General features: G+C 68.9%; 18 protein-coding genes. 13 read left to right on the forward strand and 5 right to left on the reverse strand.

Annotated elements, in window-relative coordinates:
* Positions 1-117: 117 nt before the first annotated feature.
* Together KHC23_RS05105 and KHC23_RS05110 are read left to right on the forward strand one after the other, a co-directional pair.
* The gene (locus KHC23_RS05105) at positions 118-936 is read left to right on the forward strand and encodes an alpha/beta hydrolase (protein WP_213370148.1); all 819 of its coding nucleotides are present in this window, start codon (positions 118-120) and stop codon (positions 934-936) included.
* Positions 937-946: 10 nt separating this feature from the next.
* On the forward strand, positions 947-1,777 hold the full coding sequence (locus tag KHC23_RS05110) for an alpha/beta fold hydrolase (RefSeq protein WP_213370150.1): 831 nt from the start codon (positions 947-949) through the stop codon (positions 1,775-1,777).
* A gap of 10 nt (positions 1,778-1,787) precedes the next feature.
* On the opposite strand, the gene KHC23_RS05115 is transcribed toward KHC23_RS05110, so the two are convergent.
* The gene (locus tag KHC23_RS05115; protein WP_213370152.1) at positions 1,788-2,801 is read right to left on the reverse strand and encodes a zinc-binding alcohol dehydrogenase family protein; all 1,014 of its coding nucleotides are present in this window, start codon (positions 2,799-2,801) and stop codon (positions 1,788-1,790) included.
* Between the two features lie 185 nt (positions 2,802-2,986).
* On the opposite strand from KHC23_RS05115, the gene KHC23_RS05120 reads away from it, so the two are divergent.
* The 4 genes from KHC23_RS05120 to KHC23_RS05135 all read left to right on the forward strand — a co-directional run bounded on the left by KHC23_RS05120 (position 2,987) and on the right by KHC23_RS05135 (position 8,535).
* Entirely contained in the window at positions 2,987-3,337 is a 351-nt protein-coding gene (locus tag KHC23_RS05120; protein WP_213370153.1) for a winged helix-turn-helix transcriptional regulator, read from the forward strand.
* A gap of 134 nt (positions 3,338-3,471) precedes the next feature.
* Positions 3,472-5,436, forward strand: a complete 1,965-nt coding sequence (locus tag KHC23_RS05125) for a rhamnan synthesis F family protein (RefSeq protein ID WP_213370156.1) — start codon at positions 3,472-3,474, stop codon at positions 5,434-5,436.
* Between the two features lie 55 nt (positions 5,437-5,491).
* Positions 5,492-7,180: an NAD+ synthase gene (locus KHC23_RS05130; RefSeq protein WP_213370158.1), complete on the forward strand. Its 1,689-nt coding sequence runs from the start codon at positions 5,492-5,494 to the stop codon at positions 7,178-7,180.
* A 5-nt stretch (positions 7,181-7,185) separates the two neighbouring features.
* Positions 7,186-8,535 carry a glutamate--tRNA ligase gene (locus tag KHC23_RS05135; protein WP_213370160.1) on the forward strand — a complete coding sequence of 450 codons (1,350 nt, stop codon included), beginning with the start codon at positions 7,186-7,188 and terminating at the stop codon, positions 8,533-8,535.
* Between the two features lie 12 nt (positions 8,536-8,547).
* Here KHC23_RS05135 and KHC23_RS05140 read toward each other — a convergent pair whose 3' ends face one another.
* Positions 8,548-9,561 (reverse strand): DUF2865 domain-containing protein, encoded by a 1,014-nt coding sequence (locus KHC23_RS05140; RefSeq protein ID WP_213370161.1) that lies wholly within the window; start codon positions 9,559-9,561, stop codon positions 8,548-8,550.
* Positions 9,562-9,772: 211 nt separating this feature from the next.
* Here KHC23_RS05140 and KHC23_RS05145 point away from each other — a divergent pair, with 211 nt between their 5' ends.
* On the forward strand, positions 9,773-10,324 hold the full coding sequence (locus tag KHC23_RS05145; protein ID WP_213370163.1) for a CreA family protein: 552 nt from the start codon (positions 9,773-9,775) through the stop codon (positions 10,322-10,324).
* Between the two features lie 50 nt (positions 10,325-10,374).
* On the opposite strand, the gene KHC23_RS05150 is transcribed toward KHC23_RS05145, so the two are convergent.
* Positions 10,375-10,707: a hypothetical protein gene (locus KHC23_RS05150; protein ID WP_213370165.1), complete on the reverse strand. Its 333-nt coding sequence runs from the start codon at positions 10,705-10,707 to the stop codon at positions 10,375-10,377.
* A gap of 287 nt (positions 10,708-10,994) precedes the next feature.
* Here KHC23_RS05150 and cysS point away from each other — a divergent pair, with 287 nt between their 5' ends.
* Both cysS and KHC23_RS05160 read left to right on the forward strand, forming a co-directional pair.
* A complete protein-coding gene (gene cysS / locus KHC23_RS05155; RefSeq protein WP_213370227.1) occupies positions 10,995-12,389 on the forward strand; it encodes a cysteine--tRNA ligase in 1,395 nt (464 codons plus the stop codon).
* Complete coding sequence (locus KHC23_RS05160; protein WP_213370167.1) at positions 12,386-12,901, forward strand: GNAT family N-acetyltransferase; 516 nt, start codon at positions 12,386-12,388, stop codon at positions 12,899-12,901. The genes cysS and KHC23_RS05160 overlap by 4 nt, the downstream gene beginning before the upstream one ends.
* A 27-nt stretch (positions 12,902-12,928) precedes the next feature.
* On the opposite strand, the gene KHC23_RS05165 is transcribed toward KHC23_RS05160, so the two are convergent.
* Positions 12,929-13,540, reverse strand: a complete 612-nt coding sequence (locus KHC23_RS05165; protein WP_444979323.1) for an LOG family protein — start codon at positions 13,538-13,540, stop codon at positions 12,929-12,931.
* A 172-nt stretch (positions 13,541-13,712) separates the two neighbouring features.
* Between KHC23_RS05165 and KHC23_RS05170 the strand changes: the two genes are divergently transcribed.
* The 4 genes from KHC23_RS05170 to pssA all read left to right on the forward strand — a co-directional run bounded on the left by KHC23_RS05170 (position 13,713) and on the right by pssA (position 17,864).
* Positions 13,713-14,090 carry an ArsR/SmtB family transcription factor gene (locus KHC23_RS05170; protein ID WP_213370171.1) on the forward strand — a complete coding sequence of 126 codons (378 nt, stop codon included), beginning with the start codon at positions 13,713-13,715 and terminating at the stop codon, positions 14,088-14,090.
* Positions 14,091-14,170: 80 nt separating this feature from the next.
* Positions 14,171-16,126 (forward strand): ABCB family ABC transporter ATP-binding protein/permease, encoded by a 1,956-nt coding sequence (locus KHC23_RS05175; RefSeq protein WP_213370173.1) that lies wholly within the window; start codon positions 14,171-14,173, stop codon positions 16,124-16,126.
* Between the two features lie 138 nt (positions 16,127-16,264).
* Complete coding sequence (locus KHC23_RS05180; RefSeq protein WP_213370175.1) at positions 16,265-16,963, forward strand: phosphatidylserine decarboxylase; 699 nt, start codon at positions 16,265-16,267, stop codon at positions 16,961-16,963.
* Positions 16,964-16,985: 22 nt separating this feature from the next.
* Positions 16,986-17,864: a CDP-diacylglycerol--serine O-phosphatidyltransferase gene (pssA, locus tag KHC23_RS05185; RefSeq protein WP_213370177.1), complete on the forward strand. Its 879-nt coding sequence runs from the start codon at positions 16,986-16,988 to the stop codon at positions 17,862-17,864.
* Between the two features lie 149 nt (positions 17,865-18,013).
* On the opposite strand, the gene KHC23_RS05190 is transcribed toward pssA, so the two are convergent.
* Positions 18,014-18,250, reverse strand: a complete 237-nt coding sequence (locus KHC23_RS05190; RefSeq protein ID WP_213370178.1) for a transferase — start codon at positions 18,248-18,250, stop codon at positions 18,014-18,016.
* Positions 18,251-18,324: the final 74 nt, after the last annotated feature.

An 18,324-nucleotide genomic window follows, 5' to 3' on the forward strand; every position in this document is an offset into this window, starting at 1 on the left:
GCCGCAATCGGGCGCGAATTCCGCAATCTTCGGAAATTGTGATTGTCCGCTGACCTCACGGCTCGGTAGTTTGGCCGCTCGCAAGAGGGCCGCCCCGCGGCCAGCGGGAGTTGCGGCGTGCGTCAGGTCATCTTCGAGAGCGAGAACCTCAAGGTCGTCAAGGTTCCTGGCCGGAGCGACGACACGGTTTTCGTGACCTTCGAATCGCTGCGGCCCGACCGGCCGGACGACCGGCTGGCGTTCGGCGAGTCGTTCTTCGAGACGCGCGGGCGCACCGCCTACCATTTCATGCCGGCCGGCAATTGCTGGTATCAATACCCGGAAATGCCGGAAGCGCTGGCCCGCGTGCGGGCCGACATCGCGGAGGGCGCGCGCGTCGTCACCTATGGCATGAGCATGGGTGGCTATGCCGCCTATCGCTTCTCCGAACCGCTGCGCGCCGACGCGGTGATCGCCTTCTCGCCGCAGTACAGCATCGACCGCTGGCGGGTGTGGTGGGAGCGGCGCTGGGGCTCGGAGAGCCGCTCGGTGATCTGGGACCGCCAGAAGCCGCGCAAGGAGGCGGTGAAATACATCTTCTACGACCCGCTGAACCAGGACCGCCGGCATATTCGCGGCCTCGCGCGCGAGGCCGATCTCGACCTCGTGCGCATTTATTTCAGCGGCCATGCCTCCATTTCCTATGTGAATGAATGCGGCCTGCTGGACAGCGCCGTGCTCGATATCGCGGAAGGCCGGTTCGACGCCGCGCGGTTCGAGCGCCGCATCTGGCAGCACCGCCTGAACTCGGCGACCTACGCGAAGATAAGGCGCCGCAAGGCCACCGGCCTGTTCCGTCGCCTGCGCTATGTGCTGATCGAGCACCTGCTCGAACGCCGGCTCGGCGCGGGCGGCACCGACAACGCGGCGGGGCTGGCGCCCGACCGCGCCGTGTGAGGGCGTAGCGGTGCGGCAGGCTATCTTCGAATCCGACAACCTTCAGGTGGTGAAGGTGCCGGGGCGGCCCGGCGGCCCCGTTTTCGTCACCTTCGAACCGATGCTGAATGTCCGGGAGCCGGCGCGACACGGTTTTGGCGAGGCGTTTTTCGACAAGCGCGGCCATACCGCCTACCATGTCATGTGCCGGGCCAATGACTGGTACCAATACCCGGAGATGCAGGCGGCGGTGGCACAGATACGTGCCGACATCCCGCAGGCGACCCGGGTTGTCGCCTACGGGTCCAGCATGGGCGGCTATGCCGCGCTGCGGTTCTCCAGCTGGCTCGGCGCTGACACCGTAATCGCGCTTTCCCCGCAGGCGAGCATCGATCCTGCGCGCGCGGGGTGGGAGAAGCGTTGGGCGCCCGACAATCCGGCCCTGGTCTGGGACAGGCTGGCCCCGCGCCGGGAGGCGACCTGCTACGTGGTCTACGATCCCTACAACACGGATCGGAGGCATGTGGAATTGCTGCGCCGGGAAGTGGCTATCGTTCCCCTGTACAGCTATTTCAGCGACCACCACGTCACTGAATATGTTCAGGAAAGTGGGCTGCTCGAGGCGTTGATCCTGGGTGCCGCGCGGGGCGATTTCGATGCGCCTACTTGGCAGGCCGAGCTGTGGCGCCGCCGGTCGGCAATCTCCTATTACCGCAATCTGCGCCCCCGCAAGTGCAGAGGGCTCCTGCGTCGGCTGCGCTACGGTCTCATCGAGCGGGTGCTCGACCTCCGGTACATGCGGTTCGCCAGCCCCTACCGCCTGCCGGCGATCTCCCCGGAGCCGGTGGCCCGGGGAGAATGAGCGCCGAGCCTCAGTCCCAGCCTTCCAGCACGATCTTGCCGATCGAGCGCGCACTTTCCAGACGCGCGTGGGCGCGGGTGAGATTGGCGGCGTTGATGGAGCCGAAATGCTCGCCCAGCGTGGTGCGCAGCGTGCCGGCGTCGACAAGCCGGGCGACCTCGTTCAGAATCTCGTGCTGACGGATCATGTCCGGGGTCTGGAACAGCGAGCGGGTGAACATCAGTTCCCAGTGCAGCGACAGGCTCTTGCCCTTCAGCGGCAGGGCATCGAGCGTCGCCGGATCGTCGATGATGGCGATGCGGCCCTGCGGTTTGGCGGCCTTGATGATTTCCGCCCAGTGCGTGTCGGTGTGGGTAAGGGTGTAGGTGTAGTCGACCAGCCCGAGGCCGGCCGCGTCGAGTTCCTCGCTCAGCGGACGGGAATGGTCGATCACCGCATGGGCGCCGAGGCCTTCCACCCAGGCGCGGCTCTCCGCCCGCGAGGCGGTGCCGATGACGGTGACGCGGCTCAACTGGCGGGCGAGTTGCACCGCCAGCGAGCCGACCCCGCCGGCCGCGCCGATGACGAGCAGGCTGGCGCCGTCGCCGCCGCCCAATGGCACCTGCAGCCGGTCGAACAGGCCTTCCCACGCGGTGAGCGAGGTCAGCGGCAGCGCGGCGGCCTCGGCAAAGCCGAGGGAGGTCGGCTTGTGGCCGACGAGGCGCTCGTCCACGAGGTGAAGCTCGGCATTGGTGCCGGGACGGTTGAGGTCGCCGGCATAGAACACCTCGTCGCCGGCCTTGAACAGCGTGACCTCGGCGCCGACCGCCTCGACCACGCCGGCGGCGTCCCAGCCGAGGATGACCGGCGCGCCCTCGCTGCCGGCGCGGCGCATCCGCACCTTGGTGTCGACCGGGTTGACCGAGACCGCCTTCACCCGCACCAGCAGGTCGCGCGGGCCGGGGGCGGGGGCCTCGGCCTCGAAATCGAACAGTGCCCGCTCTTCGGTGATCGGAAGCGACTTTATATAGCCGACGGCTTTCATGATGGTCTCCCGCGCCGCGCCCGGAGCGCGCGCCAATTCGCGTTGCTATTCCGGCTCCAGATGTCGCGATGCCGGCCGCCAGCGCAAGAACGCACGAAATTGTCGGCAGGTATCGAAAATGTAAGTCCCTTTCACCAAGGCGCCGGACGACCTAGATTTCAAGGTGCCCGAAGCGGAGACCGGCCATGGCGAGGCGCCATCAGGATTATGTGTGCGGTGAGGGCTGCCCGGTCGAGGCGGCGCTGGAGATCATCGGCGCCAAATGGAAGGGCGGCATCGTCTATCACCTCTTGTCGGGCGAGCTGCGCTTCAACGAGCTGCGCCGGCGCATGCCCAACGTCACCGCGCGCATCCTCGCCAAGGCGCTGCGCGAGCTGGAGGCGGATGGCGTGATTTCGCGCACGGTCTACCCCACCGTGCCGCCGCAGGTCGGTTACCGCCTCACCGCCGAGGGCGAGGGGCTGCGCGCCGCAGTTCTGGAACTTCACCGCTGGGGAAGCCGGCCGCGCAAGGTCTTCGACATCGCGGCGGAGTGAGTTTGCCGGTCGAGGTACTGGCCTTCGCCGGCGCGGCTCAGTAGAACTCCGGGAGCGTTCTCCGCCGGCCGCGCCCCTGCCGGAAGGCCCGGCGGAGAACACGAGATCTTCCGCATCGGCCCGCCCGGAGTGTCATGACCCGTCCCGACATCCCTCTGCCGGAACCGGCATCTCCCGTACCGGGCCCGGCTCGCCGCCCGCGCGGGCGCGCCTATTTCGTGCCGAAGCAGCGCAGCAAACTGCGGCGCTGGATCACGGCCACCAGCCAGAAGACCGGTCGTCTCCTGGGCCGCCTGCTGTTCGACGCCGAAGGGCGGCCGCGCGCGCTGCTTCGTTCGCTGCTGTTCGATGCCTATCAGCGTCCGCGGCCCGGCATGGAGGGCATCGTCTTCAAGGAACCGGGCCGCCCCCGGCGCTCCTTCGCCGCCTGGCTCGAACAGGCGGACGCCAACCTGCCGCCGCTCGTCGCCGACCTGCCGTTCCCTGCGCCGCCGACGGATGGCAGGCGTCGGGTTTTCGTGGTGGCCGAGCGGGGCGTGGCTATGGCGCCGCCGCTGATCGCCCGCCTGGCGCGCGACCATGCGGTAGCGGTTCTGCTGCTCGACGGCGAAGCGGGCGGCGAACTTCCCGCCCCGGTGGTGCCGGTGGATGTTGCCGGCGCGCCGGCTTCCCGGGCGGTGCTGCTCGACGCGCTGGCGCTGCGGGCGGCGGACGACCGGCCGCTCTTCGCCGTCACTCTGGGGCTGGGGGCGGCCGACGCGGCGGATGCGATGGAACAGCGCAATATCCCGGTGGTCGCGGTGGTCGATCCGGCCGACGCCGAGGCTTCCCGGAACGGGGCCGCCGGACTGGTCTTGGAACGGGTGCTGGAGCGCGCAAGCGCCATCGTCTTTCCTTCGTCCGCCGCACGCGAAGCCGCCCTGGTGGCCATGCCGCGCTTCGCCGCACGCCGCCGGATGCTCGCCATCGAGGCACCGCGGGATGCAGGCGCGGAGAAGGTGGCCGCCATCGGCCGCGAGATCGGCGAGGAGGTGGACAACGAGCTTGCGATCATCCTGGCCACCAGATCGGAGCGGCTGGAACTCCTGACGATCCCTCGCTACGACGACCCGCCCGGCGAGGTCGGTGCCGAACAGAAGCTGGAAGAGCGGATCACCATGTGGCGGCGGATGACGCTTCTGAAGCGTCGCCTGAACCGGCAACTGGTACTGCGTCCCTATTCCGGCTTCCATCCGCTGATCTATGCCGAGCACCATCCGGTGGCGTGCTTCGATCAGCGGCGCTACCCGCTCTCGCACTGGATCGCGAGCGGCATGCCGCCGGGACCGTGGGCGGTGCCCGTGGTCGGGCCGCTGCAGGCACCGGCCGCCAGCCGGCTGAAGGTCGGCCTGCACAGCCACTTCTTCTACCCGGACCTGCTGCCGGAGATGCTCGACCGGATCCGGGTCAACGCCTCGCGGCCGGACCTTTTCCTCACCACCGACACGCCGGCCAAGGCCGGCGAGCTGCGCGCCATGACGGCGGACTATCCCGCCGCTGTCCGCATCGACGTGGTGCCCAATCTCGGCCGTGACGTCGGCCCCTTCCTGACAGGGCTGCGCGACGTGCTGACGGAGGGGGGCTACGACGTGTTCTTCCATGTCCACGGCAAGAAGACCAAGGGACGCCGCCGTGCCATCGGCGACCCCTGGCGGACGTTCCTGTGGGAGAACCTCATCGGCGGCGGCCATCCCATGCTCGACACGGTGCTCGCCCATCTGGAGGCGCATTCGGATGTCGGCCTCGTCTATCCCGAGGATTCGCACCTGGTTAACTGGGCGCGTAACGACCGCATCGTCGAACAATTGCGGGCTGATCTGGCGCTGACCGAGCCGCCCGGCACCTATGTCGACTTCCCCGTCGGCAACATGTTCGCCATTCGCCCGGCGGCGATGGCGGGCTATCTCGGGCTCGATCTGGGCTGGGAGGACTATCCCGCCGAACCGATCCCCGACGACGGCACCCTGATGCACGGGCTGGAACGGCTGTTGCCGATGGCGGTGCGCAAGGAAGGCTTCCTCACCGCCGCCGTTCGTGTGCCCGGCGTGGATTGGGACTGAGCGTCGCCGGCTAGCGGCGATTGCGGCGGATCGAGCGGAAGGCTACATCACGCCCATGTCGATCGCATCCTCCCCGACGGCCCCCGCCGACCAGCTTCTCATCGCCTTCGCGCAACTCGACCCGGTGGTCGGCGACATCGCCGGCAATACGCTGAAGGTCCGGGAGGCGCGGGCGCTGGCGGCCGGGCAGGGGGCCGAACTCGTCGTCTTCACCGAGCTGTTCCTGTCCGGCTATCCGCCCGAGGATCTCGTGCTCAAGCCGTCCTTCCAGGCCGCCTGCCGGCGGGCGGTGGAGCAACTGGCGGCCGAGACCGCCGATGGCGGGCCCGCGCTGCTTCTCGGCGCGCCGTGGCTGGCCGGCGGCAAGCTCCACAACGCCGTGCTGCTGCTCGACGCCGGCCGGGTCGCCGGCGCGCGCTACAAGGTGGACCTGCCCAATTATGGCGTGTTCGACGAGAAGCGGGTGTTCGCTCCCGGCCCGATGCCGGGGCCGATCGCCTTTCGCGGCGTGCGGCTCGGCGTGCCGGTGTGCGAGGACGTCTGGTCGCAGGACGTGATCGAGTGCCTCGCCGAGACCGGCGCGGAAATCCTGCTGATCCCGAATGGCTCGCCCTATCGGCGCGGCGTGCAGGACGAGCGGCTGAACGTCGCCGTGGCGCGGGTGGTCGAGAGCGGGCTGCCGCTCGCCTATGTCAACCAGGTCGGCGGGCAGGATGAACTGGTGTTCGACGGCGGCTCCTTCGTGCTCAATGCCGACCGTTCGCTGGCGGTGCAACTGCCCAATTTCCAGCAGCGCACGCGCCTCACCCGCTGGGAGCGCTGGGCCGATGGCTGGCGCTGCGAGGAGGGCGCGCGCGCGCCGCTGCTGCAGGGCGACGAGGCCGACTATGCCGCCTGCGTGCTGGGCCTGCGCGACTATGTCGAGAACAACGGCTTTCCCGGCGTGGTGCTGGGCCTGTCCGGCGGCATCGATTCCGCCCTCGCCGCCGCCATGGCGGTCGATGCGCTGGGGCCGGAGCGCGTGCACTGCGTGATGCTGCCCTATCGCTTCACGTCCGAGGAATCGCTCGCCGACGCGGCCGGCGTCGCGCAGGCGCTGGGCGTGCGCTACGACATACTCCCCATCGCCGAAGGCGTGGAGGCGCTGGAGACGGTGCTGGCGCCGCTGTTCGAGGGCACGGCGCGCGACGTGACCGAGGAGAACCTGCAGTCGCGCGTGCGCGGCACGCTGCTGATGTCGCTGTCCAACAAGTTCGGCGCCATGGTCGTGACCACCGGCAACAAGTCGGAGATGTCGACCGGCTATGCCACGCTCTATGGCGACATGAATGGCGGCTACAATCCGCTGAAGGACCTCTACAAGACGCAGGTGTTCCGGCTCTGCGAACTGCGCAACCGCTGGAAGCCGGCCGAGGCGCTCGGCCCATCCGGCACCGTGATCCCCGCGAACATCATCGCCAAGCCGCCCACCGCCGAATTGCGCGACAATCAGACCGACCAGGATAGCCTGCCGCCCTATGAGGTGCTGGACGCCGTACTGGAGCGGCTGGTGGAGCGCGACATGCCGCTCGCCGACATCGTCGCCGAGGGCTTCGAGCCGGCGCTGGTGGCGCGGGTGGAGCGGCTGCTCGCCCTCGCCGAGTACAAGCGCCGGCAGGCAGCCCCCGGGGTGAAGGTGACGGCGCGCCATTTCGGCCGCGACCGCCGTTATCCGATCACCAACCGGTTTCGCGAGACGGTGTGACGATCATGAGCACCCCTCCCGTCCTGCGTTTCGCCCCGTCGCCGACCGGCCTGCTGCATGTCGGCAATGCGCGGACCGCGCTCTACAATGCCCTGTTCGCGTGGCGCGAGGGCGGCACCTTCATCCTGCGCTATGACGACACCGACACGGCGCGCTCCAGCGAAGCCTTCGCCGAGGCCATCGCGCAGGACGTCGCCTGGCTCGGCCTCGCCCCGGACCGGGTCGAGCACCAGTCGCGGCGGCTGGATCGCTACGACGCGGCGGTGGCCCGGCTGAAGGCGCTCGGCCGGCTCTATCCCGCCTACGAGACCGAGGCGGAGCTGGAGGCGATGCGCCAGTCGCGGCGCCGGCGCGGCCTGCCGCCGATCTATGACCGCGCGGCGCTGAAGCTCACCGGCGAGGCCCGCGCGGCGTGGGAGGCCGAGGGCCGCCGGCCGCACTGGCGCTTCAAGCTCGACGGGCGGCAGGTGGTGTGGGACGACATGGTGCGCGGCCGGCAGGGCGTCGACACCGCGACCCTCTCCGACCCCGTGCTGGTGCGCGAGGACGGCTCCTATCTCTACACGCTGACCTCGGTGGTCGACGATATCGAGATGGGCGTGACCCATGTCGTGCGCGGCGAGGACCACGTCACCAATAGCGGCGTCCAGATCGAGATCATCGAGGCGTTGGGCGGGCCGGTGCCGCGCTTCGGCCACCACAACCTGCTGGTCCTGCCGAGCGGAGAGGGGCTTTCCAAGCGGCTCGGCCATCTCTCCCTGCGCGCGCTGCGCGAGGAAGGCGAGGAATCCCTCGCCGTGGCGGCGCTCGCCGTGCTCACCGGCACCTCGCTGGCAGTGGAGCCGGTGGCCGGGCTCGACGCGCTGGCGGCGAAGATCGACTTCACGAAGATATCCCGCGCCCCGGCCCGGTTCGACCCGGCCGAACTGTCCGCGCTCACCGCGGCGACGCTGCACCACCTGCCGTTCGAGGCGGTGGCCGGGCGGCTGGCGGCGCTCGGTGTCGGGGGCGGCGATGATTTCTGGCGCGCGGTGCGCGGCAATCTCAATCGGCTGGCGGATGCCGCCGACTGGTGGCGCGTGGTGGACGGGCCGGTCGACCCGGCGGTCGTGCCGGAGAATACGGTGTTCCTCGAACAGGCGGCCGCGCTGCTGCCGCAAACGCCATGGGACGGCGAGGTCTATCCGCGCTGGATCGCCGCGCTGAAGCCGGCATCGGGCCGCGCGGGACGGGCGCTGTTCCACCCGCTGCGCCTCGCGCTCACCGGCCGCGAGAGCGGGCCGGAGATGAAGGCGCTGCTGCCACTGATCGGCCGCGAGAAGGCAGCGGCGCGGCTGCGCGGCGAGAACGCCTGAGGGCGCCGCCGGTCAGGGCTTCTTGGCGGGCGGCGGGGTGGCCGGGCGCGGCTGCGCCATTTCGCGCGAGGCGTCCTCGGTGACGACGATGTCGCCCTTGCGCAGCGTCTGGTCTTCCTGCCCGCCGAGCGCCTGCGCCCAGCTCATGCCGGCCGGGCGGCAGGTGCAGGCGGCGACATATTCCTTCTTGAACAGCAGCGCGGTGGGCAGCGACATGTAGGGCTGGCCGTTGATGCCGACCGCCTGGTTGATGTCCTCGCCCGGGTTGCGATAGGCGAACAGCCGCGCCTCAGTGCCGGGGCACTGGCGCTGGCACTGCGCCTCGTCCGAGCCGAACTTGGCCGGGGTGGCGGCGAAGGAGATCGGGAAGAAGAAGCCGTCGCAGGTGCGCACGCACACGGTGCGGTAGGTGGAGACCTTCGGCATTTCCAGCGGCTGCACGTCGAGCGGTTCGGCTTCCTCGCGCGGCACGCCGAAGAGCTGCTCGATGAAATTGCGCGGGCGCCTGTTCTGGTTGCCGTAGCCGCCGCCACCTCCGCTGCCCTGGCCGAGCGCGGCCTGGTACTGCGCGCCGCAATTGTTCTGGGCGAGGGCGTAGATGAGCTGGCGGCGCTGCTCGTTATTGCCGCTCTGCTGCCCGCGCGCCTGCATCATGGTGCGGTCGAGGGTGGAGCGCGCCTGGGTCAGCCGGCGGTTGAGCGAATCGCATTGCGGCGGCAGTTGCGGCTGGAAGATGAGGAAGCCGCGCTTGTCGCAGCCGATCTGCCGGACCTGGGCGGACAGGTTGGCGATGTCCTGCTGCTGCTGGGCGATGGCGGCACCGAGATCGGGCTGCCCGCCGCCGCGGCCGCGGTCGAGATTGGCGAGCTGGCCTTCCAGCCGGATGCAGGTCGAGCGGTCGCCGCCGTCATAGCCGCCGGGGTCATAGCCGGGAGGATAGTCCTGCGCACCGGCAAGACCGGCCCAGGCGACCAGCATCGCGACGGTGAGCAGGCGGGCAGCGAGGCGGTGGCGGCGGACTGTCATCAATGAGGGCTGCTATCGGGTGTCGGTCAGGACCGGTGTGCCGGAATCGGGCGAAGGCCGCAAGGAGCACGGCAAGCTTGTCGAAAGTTTGAAGCGGGTTTCCGTCCGGCGCGCAAGCGGTGTCGATGGCACCTGCCTTCACGGCGGCGCCCGTTGCGCGCATTGCCCGCGCCCCCATATGCGGAGCGTCCCGATCGGAGTTCACATACGCATGACCCGCGCCTTCCGCGCCCCCGCCTTCCGCGCTCTTGCCTTCCGCGCTCTTGCCCTTGCCGCTCTGGTGCTGGCCGCCGGCTTTGCCGCCGGACCGGTGCGCGCCCAGGAGCCGGACCTGATCTTCCGCAAGTCGACGGTGTGGAAATTCCTCACCCCCGACGACAAGCTGGCCACCTATGGCATCGACGATCCCGTCGTCGACGGCGTCGCCTGTCACTACACCGTGCCCGAGAGAGGCGGGGTCAAGGGCATGCTGGGCGTCGCCGAGGAAGTATCGGACATCTCGATCGCCTGCCGGCAGATCGGCCCGATCGCCTTCAAGCGCAAGTTCGAGCAGGGCGACATCGTCTATCGCGAGAGCCGCTCGCTCATCTTCAAGAAGATGCAGATCGTGCGGGGCTGCGACGCCAAGCGCAACGTGCTGGTCTATCTCGTCTATTCCGACAAGCTGATCGAGGGTAGCCCGAAGAATTCGACCTCGACCGTGCCGATCATGCCCTGGGGCGCGACCAATGAGGCGCCGAAATGCGGCGATTATCTCAAATGAGCCCCGGCCCGCGTCCGGTCAGCGGTAGGAAGCTTTAGCGGACCGAGCCGTCAGCGCGCGCAGGTGATGGCGACCGCTTCCTGGCACGCGCCGCCCTCACAGGCGGCGGTACGCAGCGGGGTCGACCTCGCCTTGACCGGCGTGGCATCGGTGCGTGCCATGCCGAAGCTGGTGGCGCGGCTAAAATCATGCACCCGGCACCAGGCGTCCGCCATCGCCTGGCCGCAGGGCGCGCCGGAGGCGATGCAGGTGTCGATGCCGTAACCATCGGACAGGTCGACCAGGAAGATGCCGTTGCTCTCGTCAGCCACGGCAAGGCCGGGCGCCAGCGACAGGGCGAGGGCGAACAGGGCTGGGCGGAAGGCGCGCGGCATCGCGATCATGGTGGGGATCGTTCGTTGGTGGCGACAAGGTGGCGGCAGGACAACGCGAATGTGGCAAAAAGGTTTGAACCGACCCTTAACGTTTTTCGCCCGCTCGTCGTCGATGCGGCGGGATAGCGCGGCGGGGCGGCCGCCGTCAACTGGCCTGTGCGCGGCCGTCGTGCGTTCGGCCGCCTGTCCGGGCGTATGCGCAGATATGCCTCGCTCGGCTTGACGCGGCGGGCCAAACGGACGACAGACGCGGCGCCGCGCCTCACCATGGGCGGCAGGATCCGGAAGGCAATATGATGTCGGGCACCAACGCACAGGCGCTTCCCGAGCTGAAGCTCTACAACACGCTCTCGCGGACCAAGGAGGTGTTCACGCCCCTCGATCCGGCGAAGGTGCGGATGTATGTGTGCGGCCCGACGGTCTACGACTTCGCCCATATCGGCAATGCGCGCCCGGTGATCGTGTTCGACGTGCTGTACCGGCTGCTGCGCCACCTCTACGGCACCGACCACGTCAAATATGTGCGCAACATCACCGACGTGGACGACAAGATCAACGCGCGTGCCGCGTCGGAGCATCCCGGCCTCGACCTCAACGAGGCGATCGCCAAGGTGACCTTCACAACCGAGGCGCAGTTCCACGACGACCTCGAGGCGCTGGGCGTGTTGCACCCGGACGTCGAGCCGCGCGCCACCGAGCACATCGCCGAGATGCGCCAGCTTATCGAGATGCTGGTCGGCTCCGGCCATGCCTATGTGGCCGAGGACCATGTGCTGTTCTCGGTGCCCTCGATGCCCGATTACGGCAAGCTCTCCAACCGGCCGCTGGACGACATGCTGGCCGGCGCCCGGGTCGATGTCGCGCCCTACAAGAAGGACGCGATGGACTTCGTGCTGTGGAAGCCGTCCAAGCCCGGCGAGCCGGGTTGGCCTTCGCCGGCGGGAATCACCGCACCGGGGCGGCCCGGCTGGCACATAGAGTGCTCCGCCATGTCGTGGAAGCATCTCGGCGAGACCTTCGACATCCATGGCGGCGGTATCGACCTCGTCTTTCCGCATCACGAGAACGAGGTGGCGCAGTCACGCTGCGCCTTCCATTCCGGCCTGATGGCCAAGGTGTGGATGCACAACGGCTTCCTGCAGGTGGAAGGCGAGAAGATGTCGAAGTCGCTCGGCAACTTCATCACCATCCGCCAGCTGCTCGCCGACTGGCCCGGCCCGGTGCTGCGGCTCAACATGCTGAAGACCCATTACCGCCAGCCGATCGACTGGACGGTGAAGGGGCTGGAGGAGAGCGCGAAGACGCTGGAGCAGTGGTTCGACGCCGCCGCCCCCGACGCCTATCCGCGCCCCGCGCCGGCGGTGCTGGAAGCGCTGGCCGACGACCTCAACACCCCCAAGGCCATCGCCGAGATGCACGCGCTGCGCGACCATGCCGGCAAGAAGGCGCTGGCCGGCACGCTGGCCTTCCTCGGTTTCGAGGCGGCGCCGTTGCAGGAATGGGCCGCCGCCCGCGTGCCGGAGCTTTCCATCCCGGCCGAGGAGGTCGAGGCGCGTATCCATGAGCGCATCGAGGCTCGCCGCAACCGCGACTGGGCGGCCTCCGACCGCATTCGCGACGAACTGCTGGCGCTCGGCGTGGCGCTGAAGGACAACAAGGACGGCACCACGAGTTGGGAGCCGAAGCGATGAGCGGGCAAGCGGAGAGGCCCCCCGCTGCGGCGCTGCGCCCGGCGCTGCCGGGTGACGTGCCGCTGCTGGCCGCCATTGCCGAGGCGGCGATCCTCGAGCTGACCGGCGAGGACTATGATTCCGACCAGCAGGAAGCCTGGGCGGCGGCGGCTTCCGACGAAGAAGCGCTGGCGGCCCGCCTCGCCGGGCAGCTCGCCCTGGTCGCCACCCGCGACGGGGAGCCGGTGGGATTCATCGTTCTGGCCGACAACCGGCTGATCGACATGCTCTATGTTCGCCCTGAAGTGGCCGGCGAGGGCGTGGCCGGGTTGCTCTACGACGCCATCGAGCGGCTGGCCGGCGCGCGCGGTGCCACCAGCCTCACGGTCGACGCCAGCGACACCGCGCTGGATTTCTTCGGCAAGCGCGGCTTCACCCCCAAGCAGCGCAACACCGTGTCGCGCGGCGGGGTTTGGCTGGGCAACACCACGATGGAAAAGCTGCTCGCCGCTCCGCCCGGCCCGGTGCATTGAGGCGGCGCCCGTCAGCGCACGACGCCCTCACATCCGGTCGAGCACGCGTTCCTCGGCCTCGCCGTGCAGGTCGGCCTCGCCGAGATGGGCGACGGCGGTGTTCAGCTTCGGCAGCACGGCCCGCACATTATGCGCCACCAGCAGCTTCACCGGCCGGGCGACGTTGACGAAGCCGGTCGACTGCATGTGATCCAGCAGGGTCAGCAGCGGGTCCCAGAAATTGGCGATGTTGAGCACCATCACCGGCTTGGAGTGCCGGTTGAGCTGCACCCAGGTGAGCTGCTCGATCAATTCCTCCAGCGTGCCGATGCCGCCGGGCAGGGCGATGAAGGCGTCCGCCCGCTCGAACATCAGCCGCTTGCGCTCGTGCATGTCCTTGGTGACGATCAGCTCATGGGCATGGTCGAATGCCTGCTCCTTGCCGAGCAGGAAATCGGGGATGATGCCCGTCACCTTGCCGCCGCCCTCGGCGCAGGCGCGGGCGGTGGCGCCCATCAGCCCGACGCCGCCACCGCCATAGACGAGGCGGATGTCCTCGGAGGCCAGCAGGCGCCCGAGCGCGATCGCGGTTTCGAGATAGACGGCGTCGGCTCCCGTGGCCGCGCCGCAATAGACGCATATGCTCTTGATCTTTGTCATGGCTACCATGTTGCACCGCAGCACGGGCGGGTTCAAGCGTTCTCAGCTCCCACATTTGGCATTGCCCGTCGCCGGGTGCAAATCGCCGGGACGGCGGCCCGGCTCAACCGGACTCCTAGCCGGGCATGGCGCGGCGCGTTGTCTTGAAATCATCGTATATCGACGATAAACGATGACGATGATGTCCGCTCCCGTTTCCCCCGATGCCGATGAGGTGCTGGCGCTGCGCCTGCGTGCGCTGGCGCATCCGGCGCGGCTCGCCATCGTGCGGGCACTGGCGCAGACGGAGCGCTGCCAGTGCGGGCAGATCGTGCGCGGGCTCACTTTGGCACAGTCCACCGTCTCGCAGCACCTCAAGGTGCTGAAGGAGGCCGGGCTGATCACCGGCACCATCGAGGGGCCGCGCTCCTGTTACTGCCTCGATCGCGACACCGTCGCGGCGCTGGCGGCCGAGCTTGTGCCGCTGTTTTCGCGGCTTGTCGCCACGCCGGCGGCGCCGGGCGCTGGCGCTGCGGGCAACCCTGATACGCGCGAGGGCGCACTGGTCTGAGCGCGCCCCGTCACCATCTGCACGTCGACTGACGCAAACCGGGCGGCCGCCGCCCGCGACTGAGAAGAACTGGAATTCGCATGTCTGCACCTGAGGGCGGAACCGCGCTCGCGCGTTCCTCCAAAGCCTCCGAGATCAACCCGCGCGGCAGCCTGCTGGTGGCACTGAAGGGGCTTTGGCCCTATCTCTGGCCGGCCGACCGGGCCGACCTGCGCACCCGCGTCGTGTGGGGACTGCTGCTGCTGGTCCTCGCCAAGATCGCTACCATGTCGACGCCCTTCTTCTTCAAATGGGCGACCGACGCGGTGGCGGAGGGCGAGGGCGCGCGCATCTCCACCGATGCGATCGGCCTGCTGATCGCCGCCCCGCTGATGCTGACGCTCGCCTATGGCTCCTCGCGCATCGTCATGGCGTCGCTGACGCAGTGGCGTGACGGCCTGTTCGCCAAGGTGGCGATCCACGCCGTGCGGCGCCTCGCGCTGGAGACCTTCCAGCACATGCACGCGCTGTCGCTGCGCTTCCACCTGGAGCGCAAGACCGGTGGCCTGACCCGCGTTCTGGAGCGCTCGCGCGAGGGCATCGAGACCATCGTGCGCATGCTGGTGCTGCATCTGGGGCCGACCATCCTCGAATTCGCGATGGTGATCGGCGTGCTGTTCTGGCAGTTCGACTGGCGCTACGTCGCCGCCACGGTGGGCATGATCTTCGGCTACACGCTCTTCACCTTCGTGATGACCGAGTACCGCATGGGCATCCGCGCGGCGATGAACGAGAGCGATACCGAGGCCAACGCCAAGGCGGTGGACAGCCTGCTCAACTACGAGACGGTGAAGTATTTCGGCGCCGAGAGCTGGGAGTCCGAGCGCTATGACCGCTCCATGGCCCGCTATGAGCGCGCCACCGTCACCACCCACACCTCGCTCGCGTGGCTGAATGCCGGGCAGGCGGCGATCTTCACCCTCGGTCTCACCGCGGTGATGGCGCTGTGCGTGTTCGACATCCGCGCCGGCCGGCAGTCGGTCGGCTCCTTCGTCATGGTCAACGCCATGATGATCCAGCTCTACCAGCCGCTGAACTTCCTCGGCATGATCTACCGCGAGATCAAGCAGTCGCTGATCGACATCGAGGCGATGTTCGCCATTCTCGCCCGCTCGCCGGAAATCCGCGACCGGGCCGGGGCGCATCCCCTGGAGATGAAGGGCGGCACGGTGCGCTTCGAGGATGTGCGCTTCTCCTACGATCCCGAGCGCGAGATTCTCAAGGGCGTCAGCTTCGAAGTGCCGGCGGGGCGCACGGTGGCCATCGTCGGCCCGTCCGGGGCAGGCAAGTCGACCATTTCGCGGCTGCTCTACCGCTTCTACGACATCAATGCCGGCCGCATCCTCGTCGACGGGCAGGATGTGCGCGAGGTGACGCAGGCGAGCCTGCGCGCCGCCATCGGCATGGTGCCGCAGGACACCGTGCTGTTCAACGACACGCTCGGCTACAACATCCGCTACGGCCGCACCGGCGCGTCCGACGAAGAGGTGGCACGCGCGGCGGAACTGGCCCAGATCGACGGTTTCGTGCGCCGTACCCCCAAGGGATATGCCACCGAGGTCGGCGAGCGCGGGCTCAAGCTCTCCGGCGGCGAGAAGCAGCGCGTCGCCATTGCCCGCACCATCCTCAAGGACCCGACGATCCTCATCCTGGACGAGGCGACCTCGGCGCTGGACAGCCACACCGAGCGCGAAATCCAGGACGCGCTGGAGCGCGTCTCGCGCGGGCGCACCACGCTGGTGATCGCGCATCGCCTTTCCACCGTGGTCGGCGCCGACGAGATCATCGTGCTGGAGCACGGGCGCATCGCCGAGCGCGGCACCCATAACCAGTTGATGGACCGCCAGGGCCTCTACCACTCCATGTGGGAGCGCCAGCGCGAGGCGGAGCGGGCCCGCGAGACGCTCAAGGCCGCCGGCGAGGCGGAGGATGAGGTCGAGGAGGACGAGGCCGGGGACGAGACCCCCGCCGGGACGGCGGACGCGGCCGTCGCCTGAGGCTTTGCGGCCGTTGCCGCGGCGCTGCGTGCGGAGCGATGCCGCGCATCCGGGATTTGACGGGCGGGCCGGCTGGCCCTACCTCTCGCCGCAGGATCCGGTGCATGCCCCACGGGCACCGGGCAGAAAGGCCAGTTGATGTCCGTCCTCGATTCGATCCGCAGCGGTCTCGCCCCCGTCCACCGCGAGGGCTACCCGTTCATCCTGATCGGCGCCGCCGTCTCGGCGGTGTTGCTGTGGCTGTTTCCGCCACTGGGCTGGATCTGCGTGCTGGTCACGGCGTGGATCTGCTATTTCTTTCGCGACCCCGAGCGGGTGACGCCGGTGCGCGAGGGGCTGGTGGTCTCGCCCGCCGATGGCCGTGTGTGCCTCGTCGGGCCCGCGGTGCCGCCGGCCGAACTCGGCCTCGGCGACCTGCCGCTGCCGCGCGTGTGCATCTTCATGAACGTGTTCGACGTGCATGTGAACCGGGCGCCGCTGGCCGGCCGGGTCACCCGCATCGCCTATCGCCCCGGCAAGTTCCTCAACGCCGACCTCGACAAGGCGAGCGAGGACAATGAGCGCAGCGGCATGGTGCTCGACACCACTCTCGGCCCGGTCGGCGTGGTGCAGATCGCCGGCCTGGTGGCGCGGCGCATCGTCAGCTTCGTGCGCGAGGGCGACCTGCTGGCGCCGGGCGAGCGCTTCGGGCTGATCCGCTTCGGCTCGCGGGTCGATGTGTACCTGCCGCCCGGCACCCGGCCCGCCGTGGCCGAGGGCCAGCGCGCGGTTGCCGGCGAGACCGTGCTGGCGGATCGTGCCGCCATCGGCGCCGAGCCGACCTTCCGCGTCGATTGAGTTTCCAACCAGCGAGCGTGCGATGGCCGATCTTTTTCCTCCCTTCGAGCCCGATGCGCCCGAGCCTCCGCGCCGGCGTTTCCAGGCGGTGCCGCTGCGTCTGCTGCTGCCGAACCTGGTGACGCTGCTGGCGCTCTGCGCCGGCCTTACCGGCATCCGCATGGCCATTGAGGGCCGGCTGGAGGTGGCGCTCGCCGCCATCGTGCTGGCAGCGGTGCTGGATGGGCTGGACGGGCGGCTGGCGCGCATGCTGCACGGTACGTCGCGCTTCGGCGCCGAACTCGACAGCCTGTCCGACTTCGTCTGCTTCGGCGTGGCGCCGGGGCTGGTGCTCTATATGTGGGGGCTGGAGACGCTCGGTTCGGTCGGCTGGATCGCCGCTCTCGCCTTCGCCATCTGCGCCGCCCTGCGGCTTGCCCGCTTCAACGTGATGCTGGAAGACCCCAACAAGCCGCCTTTCGCCGGCGATTTCTTCACCGGCGTGCCGGCGCCCGCCGGGGCGATCTGCGTGCTGCTGCCGGTCTATCTGGAACTGATCGGCCTGCCGCGCCTCGTCGCCTCGCCGGCGGTGGCGGCGTTCTATTGCCTCGCTCTGGCGCTGCTCATGGTGTCGAAGGTGCCGGCCTATTCCGGCAAGCGGCTCGGTGCGCGGGTGCCGCGCGACAAGGTGCTGCCGCTGTTCGTCTGCGTAGTGCTGTTCGTCGCGGTGCTGGTCACCTGGCCGTGGACGGTGCTGTCGGTGATCTGCGTCGCCTACCTCGTCGCGCTGCCGTTCTCGGCGGTGCGCTATGGTCAGCTCAAGCGGGCTTATGAGAAGCGCCTGGTGACGACCGGTGCCGGCGGGCCGCATGCCCCACCGGCGGGAGACGAGCCCGGCGACCGCCCCGGCCATCTCAACTAGAGCACGTTCCGATCGGACTGCATTCGCAATCAGATCGGCAAAAACGTTTCCTATCAATAATTTAGAGCCTGATCGGATCAGGCTCTAGCCGCCTCGCGGCCGGCGGTGCGATATCATTCGCCGCAACGCCCGGAGTATCGCCGTCGCTCTCAGCGGGCGCGGCTTTTCATCGCTTCGACCCGCGCCGCAAGCGGTGCGCCGGGAAAGGCCTGCCGCAGCAGGCGCAACGCCTCGGCATCGGAGCCGGGACGGGCCAGGTCGAGATGCTGCGACATCAACTGCGCCACCGTCGCCGGCTCTCGCCGGGCATACACGATGCGGGCGTCGGCCTCGCTCAATCGGGTGGCGGCCGGAAAATTCACTGTCACGCCCGCAGACTGCAGCATCACAAATTCCTCCGATCGCCAGCACGAATCAATCAGCTTTCCTCATGTACAAAATGAGGTCAGCGAGCTTCAAA

The organism is Ancylobacter dichloromethanicus (genome assembly GCF_018390645.1).
Classification (GTDB): Bacteria; Pseudomonadota; Alphaproteobacteria; order Rhizobiales; family Xanthobacteraceae; genus Ancylobacter; species Ancylobacter dichloromethanicus.

Bases quoted from the DNA above. Each gene is read 5' to 3' on its own strand.
- KHC23_RS05115 (WP_213370152.1), bottom strand. From the start codon at position 2,801: ATGAAAGCCGTCGGCTATATAAAGTCGCTTCCGATCACCGAAGAGCGG.
- KHC23_RS05120 (WP_213370153.1), top strand. From the start codon at position 2,987: ATGGCGAGGCGCCATCAGGATTATGTGTGCGGTGAGGGCTGCCCGGTC.
- KHC23_RS05125 (WP_213370156.1), top strand. From the start codon at position 3,472: ATGACCCGTCCCGACATCCCTCTGCCGGAACCGGCATCTCCCGTACCG.
- KHC23_RS05130 (WP_213370158.1), top strand. From the start codon at position 5,492: ATGTCGATCGCATCCTCCCCGACGGCCCCCGCCGACCAGCTTCTCATC.
- KHC23_RS05135 (WP_213370160.1), top strand. From the start codon at position 7,186: ATGAGCACCCCTCCCGTCCTGCGTTTCGCCCCGTCGCCGACCGGCCTG.
- KHC23_RS05140 (WP_213370161.1), bottom strand. From the start codon at position 9,561: ATGACAGTCCGCCGCCACCGCCTCGCTGCCCGCCTGCTCACCGTCGCG.
- KHC23_RS05145 (WP_213370163.1), top strand. From the start codon at position 9,773: ATGACCCGCGCCTTCCGCGCCCCCGCCTTCCGCGCTCTTGCCTTCCGC.
- KHC23_RS05150 (WP_213370165.1), bottom strand. From the start codon at position 10,707: ATGATCGCGATGCCGCGCGCCTTCCGCCCAGCCCTGTTCGCCCTCGCC.
- cysS (WP_213370227.1), top strand. From the start codon at position 10,995: ATGTCGGGCACCAACGCACAGGCGCTTCCCGAGCTGAAGCTCTACAAC.
- KHC23_RS05160 (WP_213370167.1), top strand. From the start codon at position 12,386: ATGAGCGGGCAAGCGGAGAGGCCCCCCGCTGCGGCGCTGCGCCCGGCG.
- KHC23_RS05165 (WP_444979323.1), bottom strand. From the start codon at position 13,540: ATGACAAAGATCAAGAGCATATGCGTCTATTGCGGCGCGGCCACGGGA.
- KHC23_RS05170 (WP_213370171.1), top strand. From the start codon at position 13,713: ATGACGATGATGTCCGCTCCCGTTTCCCCCGATGCCGATGAGGTGCTG.
- KHC23_RS05175 (WP_213370173.1), top strand. From the start codon at position 14,171: ATGTCTGCACCTGAGGGCGGAACCGCGCTCGCGCGTTCCTCCAAAGCC.
- KHC23_RS05180 (WP_213370175.1), top strand. From the start codon at position 16,265: ATGTCCGTCCTCGATTCGATCCGCAGCGGTCTCGCCCCCGTCCACCGC.
- pssA (WP_213370177.1), top strand. From the start codon at position 16,986: ATGGCCGATCTTTTTCCTCCCTTCGAGCCCGATGCGCCCGAGCCTCCG.
- KHC23_RS05190 (WP_213370178.1), bottom strand. From the start codon at position 18,250: ATGCTGCAGTCTGCGGGCGTGACAGTGAATTTTCCGGCCGCCACCCGA.